The organism is Ulvibacter sp. MAR_2010_11, from assembly GCF_002813135.1.
GTDB lineage: Bacteria > Bacteroidota > Bacteroidia > Flavobacteriales > Flavobacteriaceae > Altibacter.
The window spans coordinates 1031065-1050442 of sequence record NZ_PHTY01000001.1 but is presented as its reverse complement, the minus strand read 5'-3'; the positions used below and the strand labels follow the sequence as shown (position 1 = coordinate 1050442).

The following is a 19378-nucleotide window of genomic DNA, read 5'->3' as shown; positions in this document are numbered from 1 at the left end:
AGTCTTTTTATTGATGTAATTTAAGAGAGTACATTACCCCCCGAATCTTTCATGATTCAAATAGTAAGTCCCGTTCTTTGTGAGGTTAGAACGGGGCTTTTTTTATAACCCTTTCGGAATGGCATCAATAAGGCGCCGTGTATACGGTTTTATCGGATTTGCATAAATCTCATCGGCATCTCCCAATTCTTCAATTTTACCTTCATTCATTACCATAAGCTGATCTGCCATATATTTTACCACAGCTAAATCGTGGGATATAAATATATAGGTGAAGCCAAAATCTTCTTTTAATTCATTTAATAAGTTCAATACCTGCGCCTGCACCGAAATATCCAATGCCGAAACCGATTCGTCACAAATTACCAACTTCGGTTCCATTACAACAGTACGCGCAATTCCTACCCGTTGTCGTTGACCGCCCGAAAGTTCATGAGGATATCGATAATAATAACTTGGATCCAAGCCCACCCGCTCCAGTACCTCAAGCACTTTTTCTTTTCGCACCTTTTGCGATTTTAAAATATTGTGTACCGTCATGGGTTCCAACAATGCTTCTCCAATTAATAACCTCGGATTCAATGAAGAATAAGGGTCCTGGAAAATAAGCTGAATCTCTTTCCGCAATTTTCTAATTTCTGAAGGTTTTAAGTTTAATAATTCTTTGCCGCGGTATTTAATACTTCCTGCTGTCGCCCTGTCCAATTGAAGGATTGCTTTTCCAAGTGTGGATTTCCCGCAACCTGATTCACCTACCAGGCCCAATGTTTCACCTTCAAAAACCTTAAAACTAACATCATTCACCGCCTTAAAACCTCTTTTAGGCTTAAAAAGCCCGGCGTTGCTATAATACTCTTTTTCTAAATTACGAACCTCTAAAAGCGGAGCGTTCATATACATTTTTTTATGTTTCAAGGCGCGTTGCTGAGGTGTAACCTCTTTCGCTTTAAAACTCCCATCAGTCAAGGAAGCAATCGTAGGAAGTTTGGACAGACGAACATCTAATGTGGGTCGTGAAGCCAACAAAGCTTTAGTATAGGTGTCTTTTGGAGTTTTAAATATTTGGAAAACACTGCCCGATTCCACAATATCACCTTTGTACATGACGAGCAGACTGTCTGCAATTTCTGAAACCAAACCAAGATCATGTGAGATAAACAACATGCTCATTTTAGTCTCTTTCTGAATTTCTTTAAGCAACGACAGAATTTCTTTTTGAACGGTAACATCCAGAGCGGTAGTAGGTTCATCGGCGATTAACAATTTTGGTTTACAGGCAATCGCCATGGCAATCATCACCCGCTGCATTTGTCCGCCACTAATTTGGTGCGGATAACTACTGAAAATTTCCCGTGGACGCGGGAGTTTTACTTTTTCGAAAAGTGAAATGGTTTCTTTTTTTGCTTCGGAAGGCTTCATTGCCAAGTGATGTTGAAGAATTTCAGCAACCTGAAATCCGCAAGTAAGCGACGGATTTAAAGCACTCATAGGTTCCTGAAATATCATCGCAATTTCTTTTCCCATGATCTTTCGAAGTGCTTTTGGGGCTTTAGTCAACAATTCTTCGCCTTCAAAAATAATCTGTCCTTTAACCCGAGAATTTTTAGAAGGAAGCAATCCCATAATCGCCATAGAAGTAACCGATTTTCCCGATCCCGATTCACCCACGATGCCTACTACCTCATTTTCAGCTATTGAAAAGGAAATACTATGCAAAACTTCAGTCCGGGATTTTTTGAATCCAAAGGAAACTGATAGATCGATGACATCTAAAATGGAGGTTTTTGACATTTCTCAAAGATAAATATTTTTAATCGCAAATTGTAATAATTGTTTTTAACCCACTAAAAGAGTAGGCTTTACAGTTGTAGGAAAAATATTGTTAATAAATTCTTAATGTCGTTCATCGAAAAATATTTTATTATTCGCAAAAAAAATGTTCTTTTAATGCCAATTATTAAAAATTAACACACATTATTAACCTTAACACTAATTCATTATGAAAAATTTTAGTAAGTTGACATTACTCTTTTTCTTAGCTGCCTTGGTTTTTACGGCAGGAACAACGAAAGTTGTCTCGCAAAACAAGACAGACGAAAAAAGAAATGTGAAAAAACCACCCAGCCTTTTGGTGCTGAATGAAGCTCAGAATTATTCGCTCCAAAATTCCTCACAATTATTCAAAGAAGTCCTAGACCCCTCCCCTCAAACTTCTTTTTCTACCATCAGACAAGAACAAGACAATTTAGGTTTCACACACCAACGATTACAACAGTATTACAACGGTGTAAAAGTAGAATTTGGAACCGTCATCTTGCACAGTAAAGGCAGTAGTATTAAGTCTTTAAGCTCAGAGTATTATCCTATAGAAGAGTTCAACGTAACTCCCGGGATGAGCAATTCACAGGCTTTCAATAAAGCCTTACAGCATATTGGTGCGCAGCATTATATGTGGGAATATCCCGAAGCCGCCAAAGAAATGGACAATTATAAAAAACCGGCAGGCGAACTGGTAATCCTTCCGGATTTTAACAGCGGAAGAGATGTAGAAGATATCAATACGTTCAAATTGGCGTATAAATTTGATATGTTCGCCACCAGTCCTTTGAGTCGTGGTATTTTGTATATAGATGCCAATAACGGACAAGCCTTATTCTACAACGCAATTATTAAACACGCCGGAGATTTTGGTCATGTAGGCACAACTCCTTTTTCTGTTGAAACGGAAGCCGAATTTTGTGAGCGTATAGCAAACGAAGATTTCACCACCCTTGTGAGTGGAACCGGCGCGACACGATACAGTGGTTCTCGTACAATTGAAACTGCAGTAAGCGGAAGCAATTATATTTTATCGGATGCCGGCAGAAAAGTATACACTCGTGATGCCTTAAATCAAGCACCCGGTTTTAACTATCCTTACGTAACGAATTATGCCCAATTCACCGATAATGATAATAACTGGACCGCCGCAGAACATAATAATGCCGATAAGGACAATGCTGCCTTAGATGCACATTGGGGAGCTATGATGACCTTCGATTACTGGCAACAAAAGCACAGCAGAAATAGCTATGACAATGCAGGAGCGCAAATTAGAAGCTATGTCCATGTGGATAACAATTACAACAACGCTTTCTGGAATGGATCTGTAATGTCTTACGGAGATGGTTCTTGTGTTAATGAAGGTTGCAACGGTTTTGATGCACTAACATCAATCGATGTGGCTGCTCACGAAATTGGTCACGCTGTAACCGAATTCACCGCAAACCTGGCGTACCAAAGAGAATCGGGCGCCTTAAACGAAGGATTTTCAGATATTTGGGGAGCTGCTGTTGAGCATTTCGCCAAAGGAAACGGAAGTGAAACGAATCCATCTGCAGCCGTATGGTTAATTGGAGATGAAATAGACAGGCGTAGTGGTTCTGCCGCGTTGCGTTCTATGAGCAATCCAACTTCATTAGGTCAGCCGGATACATATGGAGGAACATACTGGCAAAATCCGAATTGCGGTACACCTACCCAAAGCAACGATTACTGTGGAGTACATACCAACTCAGGCGTACTTAACTATTGGTTCTATCTTGCGGTAGTAGGTGGTTCAGGCACCAACGACATTGGGAGTTCGTTCAATGTTGCAGGAATTGGAATGACTAAAGCGGCTGCAATTTCTTATAGAACACTAAATAATTATCTTTCTTCTAACTCTACCTTTGCAAATGCAAGAACAGGCGCCATTCAGGCTGCTATCGATTTGTATGGAGCGGGTGGAGCCGAAGAACAAGCCGTTACTAATGCATGGCACGCCGTAGGTGTTGGCGCTGCTTATGGTGGTGGTGGTAGCGGAAGCTACTGTGCTTCTGCAAGTACCAATGTAAACGACGAATATATTAGTAGAGTACAGCTAAATACAATCAACAACGCCTCAGGCGCTCAGTTCTATTCAGATTTTACCGGTATTTCTACTACCTTAACTGAAGGCCAAGCCTATACTGTTACCGTAACTCCAACATGGACAGGTACTGTATATGCTGAAGGCTATGCGGTTTGGATTGATTATAACGCCGATAACGACTTCTCGGATGCAGGAGAATTGGTATGGTCTAAAGCTGCTTCAACAAACACCCCTAACAGCGGAACTTTTACAGTGCCAACGGGAACAGCGGGAACTGCAACCAGAATGCGTGTTTCAATGAAATACAACGGCATTCCAACTGCCTGTGAGTCGTTTACGTACGGTGAAGTAGAAGACTATACGGTTAATTTAAGCGGTTCTGCACCCGATACCCAAGCGCCTTCGACACCAACAGCTCTTGCAGCTTCAAACGTTACACAAACTACTGTAGATCTTTCCTGGAATGCTTCCACAGACAACGTGGGTGTTACCGGGTACGATGTATATCAGGGAGCTACCAATATTGGAACTGTAACAGGAACCTCAACGCAAATAACCGGGTTGACAGCGTCAACAGCCTATTCATTTAGAGTACGCGCCAGAGATGCTGCCGGAAACCTTTCGGGATACAGTAATACAGTAAATGTAACTACTGCAGCTGCGCCAGATACTCAGGCACCATCGGTACCTGCAAATCTTGCAGCTTCAAATATTACAAATACTACCGTAGATCTTTCCTGGAGTGCTTCCACAGACAACGTAGGAGTTACCGGGTACGATGTGTATCAAGGAACTACCAATCTTGGAACCGTTACCGGAACTTCGACTCAGGTTACAGGACTAACAGCTGCAACAGCCTACTCTTTTAGAGTTCGTGCACGTGATGCAGCCGGAAATCTTTCTGGATATAGTAATACTGTAAACATCACTACTACCGGGGGTGGTGGTGGAGGCTGTACAGGTGGGATTTCATCCTTCCCGTACACCGAAAGTTTCGAAAGTTCATTAGGTGCCTGGACTCAGTCCACTACCGATGATATCGACTGGACCCGTGATTCTGGAGGTACGCCTTCAAGTAACACAGGACCGTCTACCGGAGCTGCGGGGGCTTGGTATATGTATGTTGAGGCTTCATCGCCTAACTATCCGAGTAAGAGAGCTATTTTAAATTCTCCTTGTTTGAATTTAACAGCTGCAACTTCGGCAACCTTTAACTTCAGCTATCATATGTATGGTGCTGCAGATATGGGAAGTATTGCTTTGGAAGCCAGCGCAAATAACGGAGCTTCCTGGACGAGCTTATGGAGCCAGACAGGAAACAAAGGAAATGCCTGGTTAAGTGCCAGTATCGATCTTTCTGCGTATGCAGGAGGTAGTGTACAACTGCGATTTAACCGACTTACAGGATCAACCTGGCAAGCCGATATTGCCATCGATAATATCAACATGACTACCGGCGGCGGTGGCGGAACTCCTCCAACAGGATATTGCGCATCCAATGGTAATAATACTTCCGATGAATACATTCAAAGAGTACAAATAGGAAGTATAAACAATGCAACCGGAGCTTCGGCAGGTGGATATGGTAATTATACATCGCTTTCCACTACTTTAAGCTCGGGAAGTAATACTATTACCATAACTCCGGCCTGGACAGGCACGGTTTATTCTGAAGGATATGCTGTATGGATTGATTATAACCGTGATGGAGACTTTGCAGATAGCGGAGAATTGGTTTATTCTCGTGCTGCCACGACTGCAACACCGGTCTCGGGAAGTTTCACACCTCCGGGAAGTGCTTCTTCAGGACCAACCAGAATGCGTGTTTCTATGAAATACAACGGCATTCCTACCGCTTGTGAGTCGTTTACCTATGGCGAAGTGGAAGATTACATTGTAGTAATTCCGGGAACCAATCCAATTCAAGGGATTATGGGTGGCGAAACCACTGCAGCTAGTAATGCAGTAATGAGCATTCATCCAAATCCGGTGCAAGGAAATGTACTGAATGTAGATGTCTTGGAAGCTACTCCAACAGATTATGTGATCTATAATTTAATTGGACAGGTGGTGAGTAAAGGAGCATTTAACAACCGAGTAGATGTAAGTACACTGGAAAGTGGAATGTACATTATTCAAGTAAATGCAGGCGCAGAAAAATTCATCGAACGCTTTGTAAAAGAATAGTTTAATATTTAATTAGGATGAAAAAAGCCTCGCGATTTTATATCGCGAGGCTTTTTGCTTTTTCTAAAAGGTAGTAGATTATAATGGATCTCCAACATTTATGTCGCAACGATGTCCCGGTTGTCCGTGAGGTGGATTCAAATTCCCGGTAGTACCTGTCGCTTTGATCACAGGCGAGCCGCTATTTGTATTAGTTGGCGTTGCTTCCGAATTTAAAGGTGCACCTACCGGTAAATCACAACGATGCCCGGGCTGTCCGTGTGCAGGATTTATAGTTATAGCTTCACCCGATGCAGGAGTTGCTGCTTTTTCCTGGGTGGTATTTTTTACGGGAGTAACCTCGGTAGTTGTTTCTTTAGTTTTTGCGTCGTCTTTGCAAGAAATTAGCATAGGCACAGTAATCAAACATAGGATTACAGCTATTTTTTTAAAGGAAATGGCAATCGTTTTCATAGTCTTAAATTTTTATTATATGTTGTAAAACTACATCTTTTTACTGATATACAACCTTCGGCACTATTCTGAAAAGATTTATATGCTTCGGAAATTACACCGACAAAACCTCAGATTCTTCTAAAATAGGCTCATTCCGAAGCCTTAAAAATAATTGCGCAACCGTGGTGGTATCTTTTTCGCAGTAAGTAATTATTCGATCAATGTCTTTTTCATTATAGTATACATTGCGAACTTCGCTACCGTCAATATCATCTTTTGGAGAAGGTATTCCCAAAACATGAGCCATTAATTTTAAGGAGGTAAATGTTTTGTAATCGCCGAATTTCCAAAGCTCCATGGTGTCCAAATGCGGAATTTCCCATGGTTTTTTTCCGAAGAGATTTAATTTAAACGGAATGTCAATACAGTTAATAATCATTCTGCGGGCGATGTAAGGAAAGTCGAACTCCTTCCCGTTATGAGCACACAACACATGGTGGGGTCTGCTGAAATGAGTCTCCAAAAGCACTTTAAATTCTTTTAGAATAGTTACTTCTTCTCCGTGGAAACTCGTCACTCTAAAATTCCTGGTTTCGCCGGCAATCTTAAAATATCCCACCGAAATACAGATAATCTTACCAAATTCGGCCCAAATTCCGGCCCGGTCGTAGAATTCTTCTGCAGTAAAATCCTCTTTGCGTTGATACTGCGTTTTGTGTTCCCATAACGATTGTGCAACGGGTTCCAGATCGTTAAAATCTTCGTGCTGCGGAACCGTTTCAATATCCAGAAAGAGGATATGTTCCAAGTTAATTTTTGTAAGCATAGTGTGAAAAATAATCGGGGAGCGCCCTTAAAACTACAAAATATTTACGAATTTTTTTCCAGCATCTTATAGGCTTCTTCAACAAAAATGTAGAAATCGTCACTAAAAGGTTTTTCGGATCTCACTCCGCGATTGTGTCCAAGTCTAACAATAATTATATTGTCTTCGGGAATGGTTATTACATATTGTCCTAAAATGCCGCGCATCACAAATATTTTTTTATCCAAATGATTGCTCAACCAAAACCCGTATCCGTATTCTGGGCTTTCTTCAAAGCGAGGGGTAATCGACTTTGCCGCAAAGACAGAATCTATAAGTTGTTGTCCGTTCCACTTACCGAAATCTTTGTACAATTTCCCGAAACGAGCAAAATCCCGTGCGTTCCCGGCAATACAACAATAGGCTTTTACCAAGCGATGTTTGGCGTCGTCTACCTGCCAGAGTGCCGGTTGCTCAAATCCCATGGGCTTCCAAAAGCTTTCAGATAAATACGCCGCTAGTCTCTTTTGAGTTGCTGTTTCCAGAACCATTCCCAGTAGTTGTGTATTTCCGCTTAAATAGGTGTATTGCCGGCCCGGGGACTCAGTAACTTTTAAATTGAGAATGGTTTTGGCTAGATTATCGGCGTAATAGGAACGAGCCGTAACGCTAAACGGACTCTTATACGATTCGTCCCAATTTAGGCCCGAAGCCATCGATGACAAATCGCCAACGGTCATCCCACTTTCTTTAAATTGAGGGTAAAAATCACTAACCGGTTGTTCCAGACTTTTTATATAACGCTCTTGAATTGCCTTTCCCAACAAGGCCGAAGTAATACTCTTGGCCATGGAAAACGAATTGGTTTGTGAAGCGGCTCCATAGTTGTTTGCGTATTCTTCAAACCAGATACTATCGTTTTTAATAATAAGGAACGCAACAGTACCAAGCGCTTCGTTCGTTTCAACTAGTTTTTCAGTTGCTTTTTCTAAATTGTAATTTGCATGTAAAGGCCAGGGTTGAGGTTGGACACTGGCCGCAATTGTATCATTTTCAAAGTAGCTATGGTCGTCGATAAACGCGGTAGAATGTCCTGTAAGATAAACTATCCGCATCCCTTTTAGAATATACTCATAATCGGTGATGTACAAGAGCGCAACAATAGCGATGAGGAAACCCGCGAACCATTTTAAAAAACGTTTCATACTAAAATAGAGATTGCTGTTTTACCGGATTTTCGTGCTCCAGCAACCATTTTTTACGATGCAACCCTCCGGCATATCCTGTCAAAGAGCCGTCACTGCCTATAACCCGATGACAGGGAATAATAATCGCAATAGGATTTTTGCCATTTGCCGAAGCTGCGGCACGAATGACCTTGGGATCTCCTAATTTATTGGCTATTTCCTGATAGGAGCTTGTTTTCCCGAAGGGAATTGTGGTTAAAAGATGCCATACTTTTTTCTGAAATTCGGTTCCTTCAGGAGAGAGCTGAAGATCGAATTGGGAGCGTTTTCCTTCAAAGTATTCGGTGAGTTGTGTGGTTGCTTCGAATAATTCCGAAGGAATTTCAGCAGCAATTATTTCGGAAGCATCCGTAAATTCAACCGATCTTATACCACTGCTATCACCGGTGATTTTTATGATACCGATAGGGCTTTGTAAAAAGGAGGTTTCCATTTATTCGTTCTCGTCTTCTGTATAATCTTGTACTGCTATTCCCATACGTTTTGCTCGCCGTTCCCAGTTTTTTCTTGCCTGAGCCTGCATATCTTCAATATCATCACTTTCGTCCATAATTTCCAGCCCCAGAAGAGTTTCAATGATATCTTCCATGGTTACAATGCCTGTGGTATTGCCAAAATCGTCTACCACCAAGGCTATGTGAGCTCGCTGTTTGATAAAGGTATCGAACAATGAAGGGATAGGAGTTTCTTCCTGAACAACCGTTATTTCACGCCTTATATCACGTAACAGTTTATCCCCGTGTTCTTCCACAATTTCTTCAAGCAGATCGTCCCGGAGGATAAAGCCGGTAATATTGTGGCTTTTACCTTCGTAAACGGGAATACGCGAGAACCTCAGATTTTTGTGGGCTTCATGAAACTCACTCAGGGAAATAGTCTCTTCTTCGCTCGTTACAACCGGAAAAGGAGTCATCACGTTCTTTGCTTCAACCGATTTGAAAATGAGCAGGTTTTTAATCACGGCACTCTCATTTTCTTCAAAAACCCCTTCCTGTTCGGCAGCATCGGTAATGGCAATAAATTCCTCCCGACTCATCGTACTAACATGAGCCGATTTGCCTATCAATTTTGTGGTAAGTAAAAGTAACCACAGAATGCCTGTATACTTTAGAGGAAAGATAATTACATTCAGAAATATAGCCGTGAAGGAACCTAATTTCTTCCAGTAGGTAGCCCCTATCGTCTTTGGGATTATTTCAGAAACAATCAAAATGAGAAGCGTCATTACCGCCGAAACAATTCCCACCAAATTTATGCCCATGACCTCAACTTTATAGGGAAGTTTTTCTGCCTGTACTCCTACAAGAATGGCACCTACGGTGTGGGCGACGGTATTTATGGTTAATATTGCTATAAGCGGTCGGTCAATATCCTTTTTAAAATCTGCCAGCGTCTTCGCATAAGCCTTTCCTTCTTTGCGCTTCAATTTTATAAAAGTAGGTGTAAAGCTGAGCAGTGCAGCTTCTAATATGGAACACAAAAATGAAAAGAATATGGATAGAACAGCGTAAACTATAAGTAATGTCATTCTTTGGCTTTAAGAATTTACTAAATTAAAGATTTTGTTGATTACTATCTATACTTTAATGTTAATACATAAAAAGGGCGGTAAAAAACCGCCCTCAGTCTAATTTATGAAGCCTTCAACAAGGGTTTGATTATTTTTTCCCACTTTAAGGCCTGTTGGATACAAATTTGCGAATCGGTTGAAGGGTTGTCTTCATCGTCTTCGGCATAGAATGCAACTTCCTTATTGTAATCCGTTCCAACCAGTTCGAGTCCTACCCAGTCTGTGGTTTTTGACGTTAATTTAACTGTTTTAACTCGACAATCTTTTAAAGTTGGGAGATCGATGATTTGAAAATCGTTTTCAAGCTGTTTTCTGTTGGAAACCACTAATTTTTTGGAAACTGAATCCAGTCCTAATACTACATTTCCCGTGATATCGAACACAGAGAGGTTGACTCCGCTGGCCCGACATAATTTAATCACTTTTTTCTTTACTCTTTTCTCACCTTGAGTGGTGTATATTACTAAAAATGCTAATGGAATTGCGATTACCAAGAACATGATACTATTTATAATTATTGAACTTTTTTCCATGATAAATATTTTATGTGTGAATGATTGAATTAAATGCAAGGCAATGCTGAAGCTATACAGCTACGCCTTGCGGTTACCGTTAAACACAAAAATAATTACCAGAAAAAGTGAAAGGGGAAGAGAACCTGCTCCAACAGCCTTCGATGATCCCGAAACGGACTCGATGCATATTCCTTACATTCGGAAACGGGAGTATAGAACAATTCTCCCGATTGTGAAAAATACAAGCCAAGCAATCCCGGTTCATTTTCAGAAAGGGACTGATTGATCTTTGAAGCCGAAACTTCTTCAAAAATGAGTGCTTTTGAATTGCTTGTTGCCTTAAGCACATCTTGCTCATGCGTAGTTTGCGGGGCAAGCGTTTCAGTAAAAGCAAAGGCAGCATTGCCCGACCCCAGCAAAAAAGAGAGAAGCAAGAAAAAGGCGGCAATTGATTTTAAATTTTTCACAGCACAAATGTATGTGAAAAGTAATTTCGTTGTGCTAAAATTTTATTAATTCTTTACGGGATCAATATTACCACCCTACATACTTGGGGGGCTCTATATTGTTGAGGTTGAGGTATACGATTAACTGCCCGCGATGGTGAGATACATGGTCTTGCAGCAAATTAAGTATCTGTAGTTTGCTTTTCAGACCGCTGAAAAAATCTACAGTTTCGGATAAATCGCTTTCTGACGTATTTTTGATAATATTCAAAGTAGCATCAAATGCTTCAGATAATAAAGCAATGGTTTCCGCCTTTGTTGCAGGAAGCTTGGCCTTTTCTCTTTTGTATTCCGAAGCGGTAAAATAGGTATTGCTCAACCAGTCCATATTGTCTTTTATATGAACGAGTTGTTCTTTAAAGCTCATTTGTCGCTCGGTAGGTTTAAAATCGAAATGATTTTCGGGCATGGCTTCGGCAAGGGCAACGAGATAGTTTTTTGAGTTCTCCCACTTTTCCAGAAACGCCTCTTTGGGAGTGCTTTGTTGCGCTAGTAAAGGCGTCACACAAAAGAGAACAAGACAAAACAGGTAATTTTTCATAGCAACAATTTACGAAATTAATCTTACCACATCTTTGGCAAAATAACTGGCAATAATATGTGCGCCGGCCCTTTTAATAGCAGTAATCTGCTCCATCATCACCGCGTCGTGGTCTACCCAGCCTTTTTCGGCAGCAGCCTTTAGCATGGCATATTCTCCGCTTACCTGATAAACGGCAACGGGTACATCTACGGCGTTACGAACTTCACGTACAATGTCCAAATAACACAATCCGGGTTTCACCATCACAATATCGGCGCCTTCCTCAACATCCATAAGGGTTTCTTTGATGGCTTCTTCGCGATTGGCGGGATCCATCTGATAGGTTTTTTTGTCTCCAAATCCGGGCGCAGAGTCCAACGCATCCCGAAACGGGCCATAAAACGCCGATGCGTATTTGGCGCTGTAACTCATAATTCCGGTGTCGTGAAAACCTTCCTCTTCCAACAGTGTTCTAATTTCAAATATTCTACCGTCCATCATGTCGCTGGGCGCCACAAAATCGGCTCCTGCCTTGGCGTGCGACAGGGACATTTCTGCCAAAATGATGTTGGTATCGTCGTTGCTAATTTTACCATCTTTTACAATTCCATCGTGACCATAACTGGAATAGGGGTCTAACGCCACATCGGTCATTACGAGCATTTCGGGGACTGCATTTTTTACCGTCTGAATGGCTCGCTGCATGAGTCCTTTGGAGTTCAGAGCTTCTTTACCGGTATTATCTTTCAGATTTTCGGGCACTTTTACGAATAACAAAACCGATTTTAAGCCCATCGCCCACAATTCTTTTACTTCCGAAGCCAACAAATCAAGACTATAGCGATAGTAATTTGGCATAGAAGGAATTTCTTCTTTGATTCCCTTTCCTTCCACAATAAACAGAGGAACGAGGAAATCGTTAGGGGAGATAATCGTTTCGCGAACGAGACTCCGTATGGTTTCGGAAGAGCGTAATCTTCTGTTTCTTCTTAGTGGGTACATAGTTTTTATTTTAAAGCTATTAGCTTAAAGCCGTAAGCTAATTGTGATGTTATTTATAAAGTCTAAATCCAATCTTTCGGGTTTTTCAATACTTCAATTAATTTCTCCTCTTCACTTCCCTCTTCGGGATGATGGTCGTATTTCCATTGTACAACGGGAGGTAAACTCATTAAAATACTTTCAATACGGCCGTTGGTTTTGAGTCCGAAGAGCGTTCCTTTATCGTGCACCAAATTAAACTCAACATAGCGTCCGCGGCGAATTTCCTGCCAATTACGATGCTCTTTTGTAAAAGGAGTGCCTTTCCGTTTTTCAACTATGGGAAGATAACTTTCCAGAAAACTATTGCCCACTTCGGTGACAAAATTGTAGCGGTTTTGCATTGAAAAGTCATCATTTTCCTTTAAATAATCGAAAAACAAACCTCCAATCCCTCTGGCTTCGTTGCGATGTGAATTATAAAAATAGTCGTCGCAGCGTTTTTTAAAATCGGGATAAAATTTTGGGTGATGTAAGTCGCAGGCTTTTTTGCATACTGTGTGGAAGTGTTTGGCATCTTCTTCAAACAAATAGTAAGGCGTAAGATCCTGACCCCCGCCAAACCAACTATCGACGACCTCTCCTGAAGCATTGTACAGTTCGAAATAGCGCCAATTTGCATGAACGGTAGGAACAAACGGATTTTTTGGGTGCAATACCAAGCTCAGACCGCAAGCAAAGAAATCGGCGTTATCAACTTCCAGATACTGTTGCATGGAAAGCGGAAGCTTCCCGTACACTTCGCTGATATTTACACCTCCTTTTTCGAAAACCGCTCCGTTTTCCAAGATGCGACTTTTACCACCACCTCCTTCCGGTCGCTCCCAAAGGTCTTCAACAAATGTTGCCTTCCCATCTACTTCTTCTAAAGCCGAAGTAATGATTTGCTGTAATTCTATTATATATGCTACAAATTGCTCCTTCATACTTGTAATTCGAATAATTCCATATCTAAAGCCTCGCCGGTTGGAGAAGTAAATTCATCGATCAAGGTTTTTTTCCACACAAAACCATTCGATTTGGCAACTTTGCAACTGGCTATATTGGTTTTATGTGCTATAATTTGCAGTTTTTTCAGCCCTAATTCTTCCGAAGCAAAACGAGACATCTCCTGTACTGCTTTGGTAGCCCAGCCATTTCCGGTAAATTTTTCGCCAATACAGTAGGCAAATTCTCCCTGTGATTTAGTTTTATCGATATTCTTTAAAATAATTAGACCCGCCACTTTACGCGTCTCTTTTACCTTGACAGCATGTGTAATTGTGCTTTTCGTTTGGTTTTCGGAAATTTTATTTTGAATATATTCTCTGGATGCTTCTGGTGTTTGGTTTTGAGCCAGGGTTTTGGGCAAGAAGTTTTTAAATTGAGATGCATTTGAAGTCATTAAATTATAAAGACTATCTGCGTCATCAAGGCGAAGTGGAGCGATATAACAAGCTTTTATACTATCCATTCGCATTAATTTTTTGTTGTTTCGAAGCTTCCAACAACCGGACCGTTTCTGTAGTGGCGGCCGTTACTGAAAGCGGGAGTACTAAAATAATTCCTATAATCGGGATGAATAACATTCCCATAAATACCAACCCATTTCCAATCGCTATTCCGCGGTTTTGCCTTACAAAGCGCACACTGTCTCTAACTTCAAAATGACGTTCCAAGGTATAATCCATATTTCCGAAGCCTGCATAATACGATTGCACCAGAAACAGCAAAATGGAAGAGAAAAACCCAATTACCGGGATAAAACTTATAAGCAAAATTGGCACTGTAAAGAGTAGTTCCATGATCAAATTCCTACTGTTTATTCGAATTCCCCTCCACAATTGGGCGGCATTCCCGGTGTTTCTATGCGAATGTGAGTTTCCGGTGAGATGAGTTTCTATTTTCTCTGAGACAGGGCTCATAAAAGGAGCGCTTAGAGCCATAACAATGTGTTTGTACAAAATAAGTCCCACCACAATAATAATAAAGGCACCTAGAATTGTGCCTATGGTTTTAAATGTTTCGGCACCCCATTCCCAGAACCAAATTTTGGCAATAACACTTCCTATGTTGTCACTTAAGCCCCAGGCCGAAACTCCAATGAGGACAGCCGTTAGAAAACTAATAAGCATAGGAATGCCAAAATATTTCCACAACCCTAGTTGTGAAATAAGCCTGAAAGTGCCTCCGTAGGCTTTTACTCCTCTTAGTATATTTTTAAACATTATTCAGAAATATAGACAAGTTGCTTGGTATACATATTGGTTTCTTCAATTTTGATGATTTTAACTGCTTTTTTCATCATTTCAGTTAAAAAAGACAAAAAATCATCAATTTTCGATGTTTTTTCGTTTAAAAACAACATTCTTCCAATTTCATTATTGTGCAAATCCATCGCCTGTGCTAAAACATCGTTTTTTGTCACTTTTTCATATAATTTGGTGACTTTTTCGGCCCAAATGAGGGCTTTTTCGTCCGTTTTTACAAATTTCAGGGTTTTTTCACAAATTGTATAGTTCCAAAGTGCATGTCTAAATGCATTCGCCCTATTATTTTTATGATGTGCCATTCCGAAGCGCTCATCACATATTTTCATGGTCTCCTTAGTGGCGCGAAGGGTTGGCAAAATTAAAAGCGGTCTGCTCATAAATAATAACGACAACTTAAAGAGTTGCCTAACACTTAGTTGTTTTATGCGCGCCCAGAGATTCAATTTTCTGCCTTATATTCTTTTACGGCATCAATAAATGCCTTTGCATTTTCTAATGGAATATTTGGGAGAATCCCGTGTCCTAAATTTACAATATATCTGTCTTTTCCAAATTCATTAATCATTTGCGTTACCCTCTTTTTAATTTCCGCCGGCGGACTAAACAATCTTGTAGGATCAAAATTTCCTTGCAAGGTTATCTTTCCTCCTGTGAGGTAACGAGCATTTTTTGCAGAGCAGGTCCAATCCACACCCAAAGCCGAAGCACCACTTTTTGCCATTTTATCGAGTGCAAACCAACATCCTTTTCCAAAAGCAATTACATGCGTTTCATCTTTAAGAGCGTCAATTATCTGTTGCATATACTGCCAGCTGAACTCCTGATAATCTTCGGGAGACAACATCCCGCCCCAGCTGTCAAAGATTTGAACGGCATTTACTCCTGCTTTTACCTTCTCTTTTAAATATAAGATGGTGGTATCTGTTATTTTCTGAAGCAATTCGTGCGCAGCTAACGGTTGCGTAAAACAAAATTCTTTGGCAATGTCGAAGTTTTTACTTCCCTGCCCCTGTACACAATAGCAAAGTATCGTCCACGGACTCCCGGCAAAACCAATTAACGGAATGTCATCGTTTAGTTTTTCCTTTGTCATTTTAATAGCCTCCATAACATAACCCAGAGATTCATGAATATCGGGTACAATTACGCGCTCCAGATCTTTTTGCGACCGAATGGGATTGGGAAGCCAGGGACCCAGACCGGGTTTCATCTCGACATGAATGTTCATGGCTTGTGGAATAACCAGAATATCACTAAACAGGATAGCCGCATCCATCCCGTATCTTCTAATGGGTTGGATGGTAATTTCACTGGCAAGTTCGGGTGTCTGACACCGGGTAAAGAAGTCGTATTTTTCCTTTATCTCCATAAACTCGGGTAAATAGCGCCCGGCTTGTCGCATCATCCACACAGGAGGACGATCTACGGTTTCCCCATTCAAGGCTCGAAGAAATAAGTCGTTTTTAATTTTTGTCATTTTTCAATGTATTTACAGCCAGCTCAATTGTACTATTAATTGATGCAGTTGTAGCAAGCTGTACATTTTTAGTATATTTTTTTGCTTTTGAAGCGGTCGTTGCACCTATGCAAAAAGCAGTACTCTGTGCTATTTTATTTTCAGCAACAAAACTTTCCACTCCACTAGGGCTAAAAAACAGGATTCCGTCGAATATTTCATCAAAATAACGTGGTTTTAGCTCAGTTTGGTACGTTTTTACTTCAAAATGCTCAATTTTTGCCTTTTTCAATGCAGCAGGAATATCATCTCTTCTTCTACTTCCGCAGAAAAAGTAAAATGCATCATTTTTATGGTTTTTTATTATAAATTCGGCTAATTCTGAAGCATTTTGAGTTGTTTTTGTCACTTTTTGCCCATTTTCAGTTAAAAACTGCGTTGTGGTTTTACCCACACTGAAACAATTTTCAATATTTCCTGAAAAGAGGTCAGAATTGTACTTTTTAATCGATTTTACCGCATTTTTGCTCGAAAAAATCGCATTTTTGACCTTTTTTGGCGTAAAAGTAGGTTTCAGAGTCACGTTAATGGCGTTGTAATCAATTAAGGCAATCCCGTTTGAAATTATGGATGCTTTTTGAGATTCGGTAAGAACCTTTGTAGAAAGTAGTATGGGAGATTTACCTAAGCTCATTTTTGATGTTTTTCATCAATTCTTTGCCGCTGTTTGCGAGTAATTCTAAAGCACACTCCCTGCCGAAGTTTTTATAACTCTCTACCTTGGTTTCTTTTTCAATTTCAAGTTTTGTTTTTCCGTCTAAGGAAAACAACACCCCTTTAAACTGAACAATATCTTCATTAACCAATGCTAACGCTCCAATTGGTGCTGTACATCCTCCTTCCAGAACATTCAGAAATTCACGTTCTATATGCGTGCAAAGGTATGAGTTAAGATGATTTAATTTGGAAGTAGCCTCAATACAAAAGGTGTCATGCTCTAAGGCTACCACTACCATAGCGCCCTGTGCCGGTGCCGGAATCATCCAGTCCAGAACAGTATGGTTTTTTGGAAGTAGATTGATTCGCTCCAAACCTGCCTTGGCAAAAATGGCTCCCTGCCAATTGTTGTCTGTAAGTTTTTGCAGTCGGGTATTTACATTGCCTCGTAATTCCACAACTTCATGATGCGAATACCGGTGTAGCCATTGTGCTTTCCTCCTAAGACTTCCTGTTGCAATGGTACACGCCTTGGTTGCGTCAAAAGAGCCGCTTGTAACCAAAATATCTTCAAAAGCCGCTCGTTCCAAAACGGCCGTTTGAACAATGCCTTCCGGCAAAAGGGTAGGCACGTCCTTCATGCTATGCACTGCAATGTCGATACTCCCGTTTAGCATGGCAACATCGAGGGTTTTGGTAAAGATTCCCGTGATTCCCATGGCATAAAGAGGCTTGTCCAGGACCAAATCTCCTGTAGATTTTACCGGAACTAAGGTAGTTTCATAACCCAGTTGCTTCAGTTGCTCCTGAACAGTTTTCGCCTGCCAAAGCGCCAATTCACTGTCCCGGGTGCCAATTCGAATTACTTTTTTCACGATTCTGAACTTGAAAGTTGGAAGACTTGTTTAATAAGTTCGATACTGGCAGGAGTTGAAACAGCATCGTCCTTTAAATGATTGGCAAAATGGGTTGTGATTTTTTGAATTATACGATTGCTGATAATTTCGGCCTGTGATTCGTTAAAATCGGCTATTTTTTTACGCTGAAAATCAATTTCACCCGATTTAATTTCGGCGAGTTTGGCTTTTAAAGCTTTGATAGTAGGTGCAAATTTGCGATTTTCGGCCCAGAGATTGAATTCTGTTTCGATTTCACGGATGATAACTTCTGCCCGGGGAATTTGAGAAGCCCTGTGTTCAAGTGTTTTATCGGTTACTGAAGCAAGATTGTCTAAATGAACCAGAGTGACCAATTCATTTTTAGTGACATCTTCTGAGACGTTCTTCGGAATGGACAAGTCGAGAATAAGTAAGGGTTTTTTTAGAAACAACAATTCTTTCGAAATAGTAGGTTGCTGTGCCCCTGTGGCCACGACCAACACATCGCTATGTGCAATTTCACTCTGGATATCGGCGTAATCTTTGACAATAAGATTAAACTTTCCGGCAATTTTTTCGGCCTTAATTTTAGTCCGATTTATAACCGTAATATGTTCGTTTTTGGTGTGTTTTATTAGATTTTCGCAGGTGTTCCGTCCAATTTTACCGGTTCCGAAGAGCAGGATATTTTTTTCTGAAACATAGGGAACACGCGCCATGATATACTGTACCGCGGCAAAACTCACTGAAGTGGCGCCTGTTGAAATTTCGGTTTCGTTTTTAATGCGTTTGCTCGCCTGAATGACCGCATTTGCCAATCGTTCCAGAAAAGGATCCATCAAACCTAATTTTTTCGACTGCCGGAAGCCGTTTCGCAACTGACATATAATCTCAAAATCGCCTAGAATCTGACTGTCAAGTCCGGTGCCTACTTTAAAGAGGTGGGAAACTGCAGCCTTACTTTTATGGACATAGGCAACCTTTTCGAATTCCTCGACGGTGCCCTGGGTGTGTTCGCAGAGTAATTTTATAAGCTGAAAAGGATGTTGTGCAACGCCGTATAATTCGGTACGGTTGCAGGTTGAAATAACGCTAAGCGATGAAATTCCTTCTTCCTTCGCCTGAAGCAGAATGTTCTTTTTTGCAGTTTCGGAAATACTGAAATGCCCTCTGGTTTCTGCATCCGCCTTTTTGTAATTAAGGCCTATAGCGTAAAAATTTCCTTCAGTCATTACAGAATTAAGTTGCGTACCGTTATTTTTCATGGCTAACGGTGCAAAAGTAAATGCATTCCAAATCAAAAAATAACGCCAGCGGTATCATTTATGTCGTTAGGCGTTAAATTTCATATAAA

Annotated in this window: 19 protein-coding genes; 1 reads left to right on the top strand and 18 read right to left on the bottom strand. The window is 40.7% G+C overall.

All coding sequences use genetic code 11. The features are described 5' to 3' along the window. Positions 1 to 102 precede the first annotated feature (102 nt). The gene (locus ATE92_RS04955; protein ID WP_100802651.1) at positions 103 to 1791 is read right to left on the bottom strand and encodes an ABC transporter ATP-binding protein; all 1689 of its coding nucleotides are present in this window, start codon (positions 1789 to 1791) and stop codon (positions 103 to 105) included. 208 nt (positions 1792 to 1999) lie between these two features. Here ATE92_RS04955 and ATE92_RS04950 point away from each other — a divergent pair, with 208 nt between their 5' ends. Continuing rightward, on the top strand, positions 2000 to 6079 hold the full coding sequence (locus ATE92_RS04950) for a M4 family metallopeptidase (RefSeq protein WP_100802650.1): 4080 nt from the start codon (positions 2000 to 2002) through the stop codon (positions 6077 to 6079). A 78-nt stretch (positions 6080 to 6157) separates the two neighbouring features. Here the strand turns inward: ATE92_RS04950 and ATE92_RS04945 are convergent, their stop codons facing one another. The 17 genes from ATE92_RS04945 to hemA form a co-directional block, all read right to left on the bottom strand. Continuing rightward, on the bottom strand, positions 6158 to 6532 hold the full coding sequence (locus ATE92_RS04945; RefSeq protein WP_100802649.1) for a hypothetical protein: 375 nt from the start codon (positions 6530 to 6532) through the stop codon (positions 6158 to 6160). Between the two features lie 94 nt (positions 6533 to 6626). Continuing rightward, positions 6627 to 7340, bottom strand: coding sequence for a 3'-5' exonuclease (locus tag ATE92_RS04940; protein ID WP_100802648.1), 714 nt, complete (start codon positions 7338 to 7340; stop codon positions 6627 to 6629). A gap of 44 nt (positions 7341 to 7384) precedes the next feature. After that, positions 7385 to 8524, bottom strand: coding sequence for a serine hydrolase (locus ATE92_RS04935; RefSeq protein ID WP_100802647.1), 1140 nt, complete (start codon positions 8522 to 8524; stop codon positions 7385 to 7387). Position 8525: 1 nt separating this feature from the next. Next, a complete protein-coding gene (locus tag ATE92_RS04930) occupies positions 8526 to 8999 on the bottom strand; it encodes a methylated-DNA--[protein]-cysteine S-methyltransferase (protein WP_100802646.1) in 474 nt (157 codons plus the stop codon). Continuing rightward, on the bottom strand, positions 9000 to 10094 hold the full coding sequence (locus tag ATE92_RS04925; RefSeq protein WP_100802645.1) for a CNNM domain-containing protein: 1095 nt from the start codon (positions 10092 to 10094) through the stop codon (positions 9000 to 9002). It abuts the gene before it with no gap. Between the two features lie 104 nt (positions 10095 to 10198). Then, positions 10199 to 10669, bottom strand: coding sequence for a hypothetical protein (locus ATE92_RS04920; protein ID WP_100802644.1), 471 nt, complete (start codon positions 10667 to 10669; stop codon positions 10199 to 10201). A 95-nt stretch (positions 10670 to 10764) separates the two neighbouring features. Next, positions 10765 to 11118, bottom strand: a complete 354-nt coding sequence (locus ATE92_RS04915) for a hypothetical protein (RefSeq protein WP_100802643.1) — start codon at positions 11116 to 11118, stop codon at positions 10765 to 10767. A gap of 67 nt (positions 11119 to 11185) precedes the next feature. After that, complete coding sequence (locus tag ATE92_RS04910) at positions 11186 to 11698, bottom strand: DinB family protein (protein ID WP_100802642.1); 513 nt, start codon at positions 11696 to 11698, stop codon at positions 11186 to 11188. A 9-nt stretch (positions 11699 to 11707) separates the two neighbouring features. Further along, positions 11708 to 12682, bottom strand: a complete 975-nt coding sequence (hemB, locus tag ATE92_RS04905; protein ID WP_100802641.1) for a porphobilinogen synthase — start codon at positions 12680 to 12682, stop codon at positions 11708 to 11710. Between the two features lie 62 nt (positions 12683 to 12744). Then, on the bottom strand, positions 12745 to 13647 hold the full coding sequence (gene hemF / locus ATE92_RS04900) for an oxygen-dependent coproporphyrinogen oxidase (protein ID WP_100802640.1): 903 nt from the start codon (positions 13645 to 13647) through the stop codon (positions 12745 to 12747). Then, on the bottom strand, positions 13644 to 14174 hold the full coding sequence (locus ATE92_RS04895) for a GNAT family N-acetyltransferase (RefSeq protein WP_100802639.1): 531 nt from the start codon (positions 14172 to 14174) through the stop codon (positions 13644 to 13646). The genes hemF and ATE92_RS04895 overlap by 4 nt, the downstream gene beginning before the upstream one ends. After that, entirely contained in the window at positions 14167 to 14928 is a 762-nt protein-coding gene (locus ATE92_RS04890) for an EI24 domain-containing protein (protein WP_100802638.1), read from the bottom strand. The genes ATE92_RS04895 and ATE92_RS04890 overlap by 8 nt, the downstream gene beginning before the upstream one ends. Continuing rightward, entirely contained in the window at positions 14928 to 15350 is a 423-nt protein-coding gene (locus ATE92_RS04885) for a hypothetical protein (RefSeq protein WP_100802637.1), read from the bottom strand. The genes ATE92_RS04890 and ATE92_RS04885 overlap by 1 nt, the downstream gene beginning before the upstream one ends. Positions 15351 to 15412: 62 nt before the next feature. Continuing rightward, a complete protein-coding gene (gene hemE, locus ATE92_RS04880) occupies positions 15413 to 16450 on the bottom strand; it encodes a uroporphyrinogen decarboxylase (protein ID WP_100802636.1) in 1038 nt (345 codons plus the stop codon). Continuing rightward, positions 16437 to 17123: a uroporphyrinogen-III synthase gene (locus ATE92_RS04875; protein ID WP_100802635.1), complete on the bottom strand. Its 687-nt coding sequence runs from the start codon at positions 17121 to 17123 to the stop codon at positions 16437 to 16439. The genes hemE and ATE92_RS04875 overlap by 14 nt, the downstream gene beginning before the upstream one ends. Next, positions 17110 to 18021, bottom strand: coding sequence for a hydroxymethylbilane synthase (gene hemC / locus ATE92_RS04870; protein WP_100802634.1), 912 nt, complete (start codon positions 18019 to 18021; stop codon positions 17110 to 17112). Before hemC ends, ATE92_RS04875 begins: the two co-directional genes overlap by 14 nt. After that, a complete protein-coding gene (hemA, locus tag ATE92_RS04865) occupies positions 18018 to 19289 on the bottom strand; it encodes a glutamyl-tRNA reductase (RefSeq protein ID WP_100802633.1) in 1272 nt (423 codons plus the stop codon). Before hemA ends, hemC begins: the two co-directional genes overlap by 4 nt. Positions 19290 to 19378: the final 89 nt, after the last annotated feature.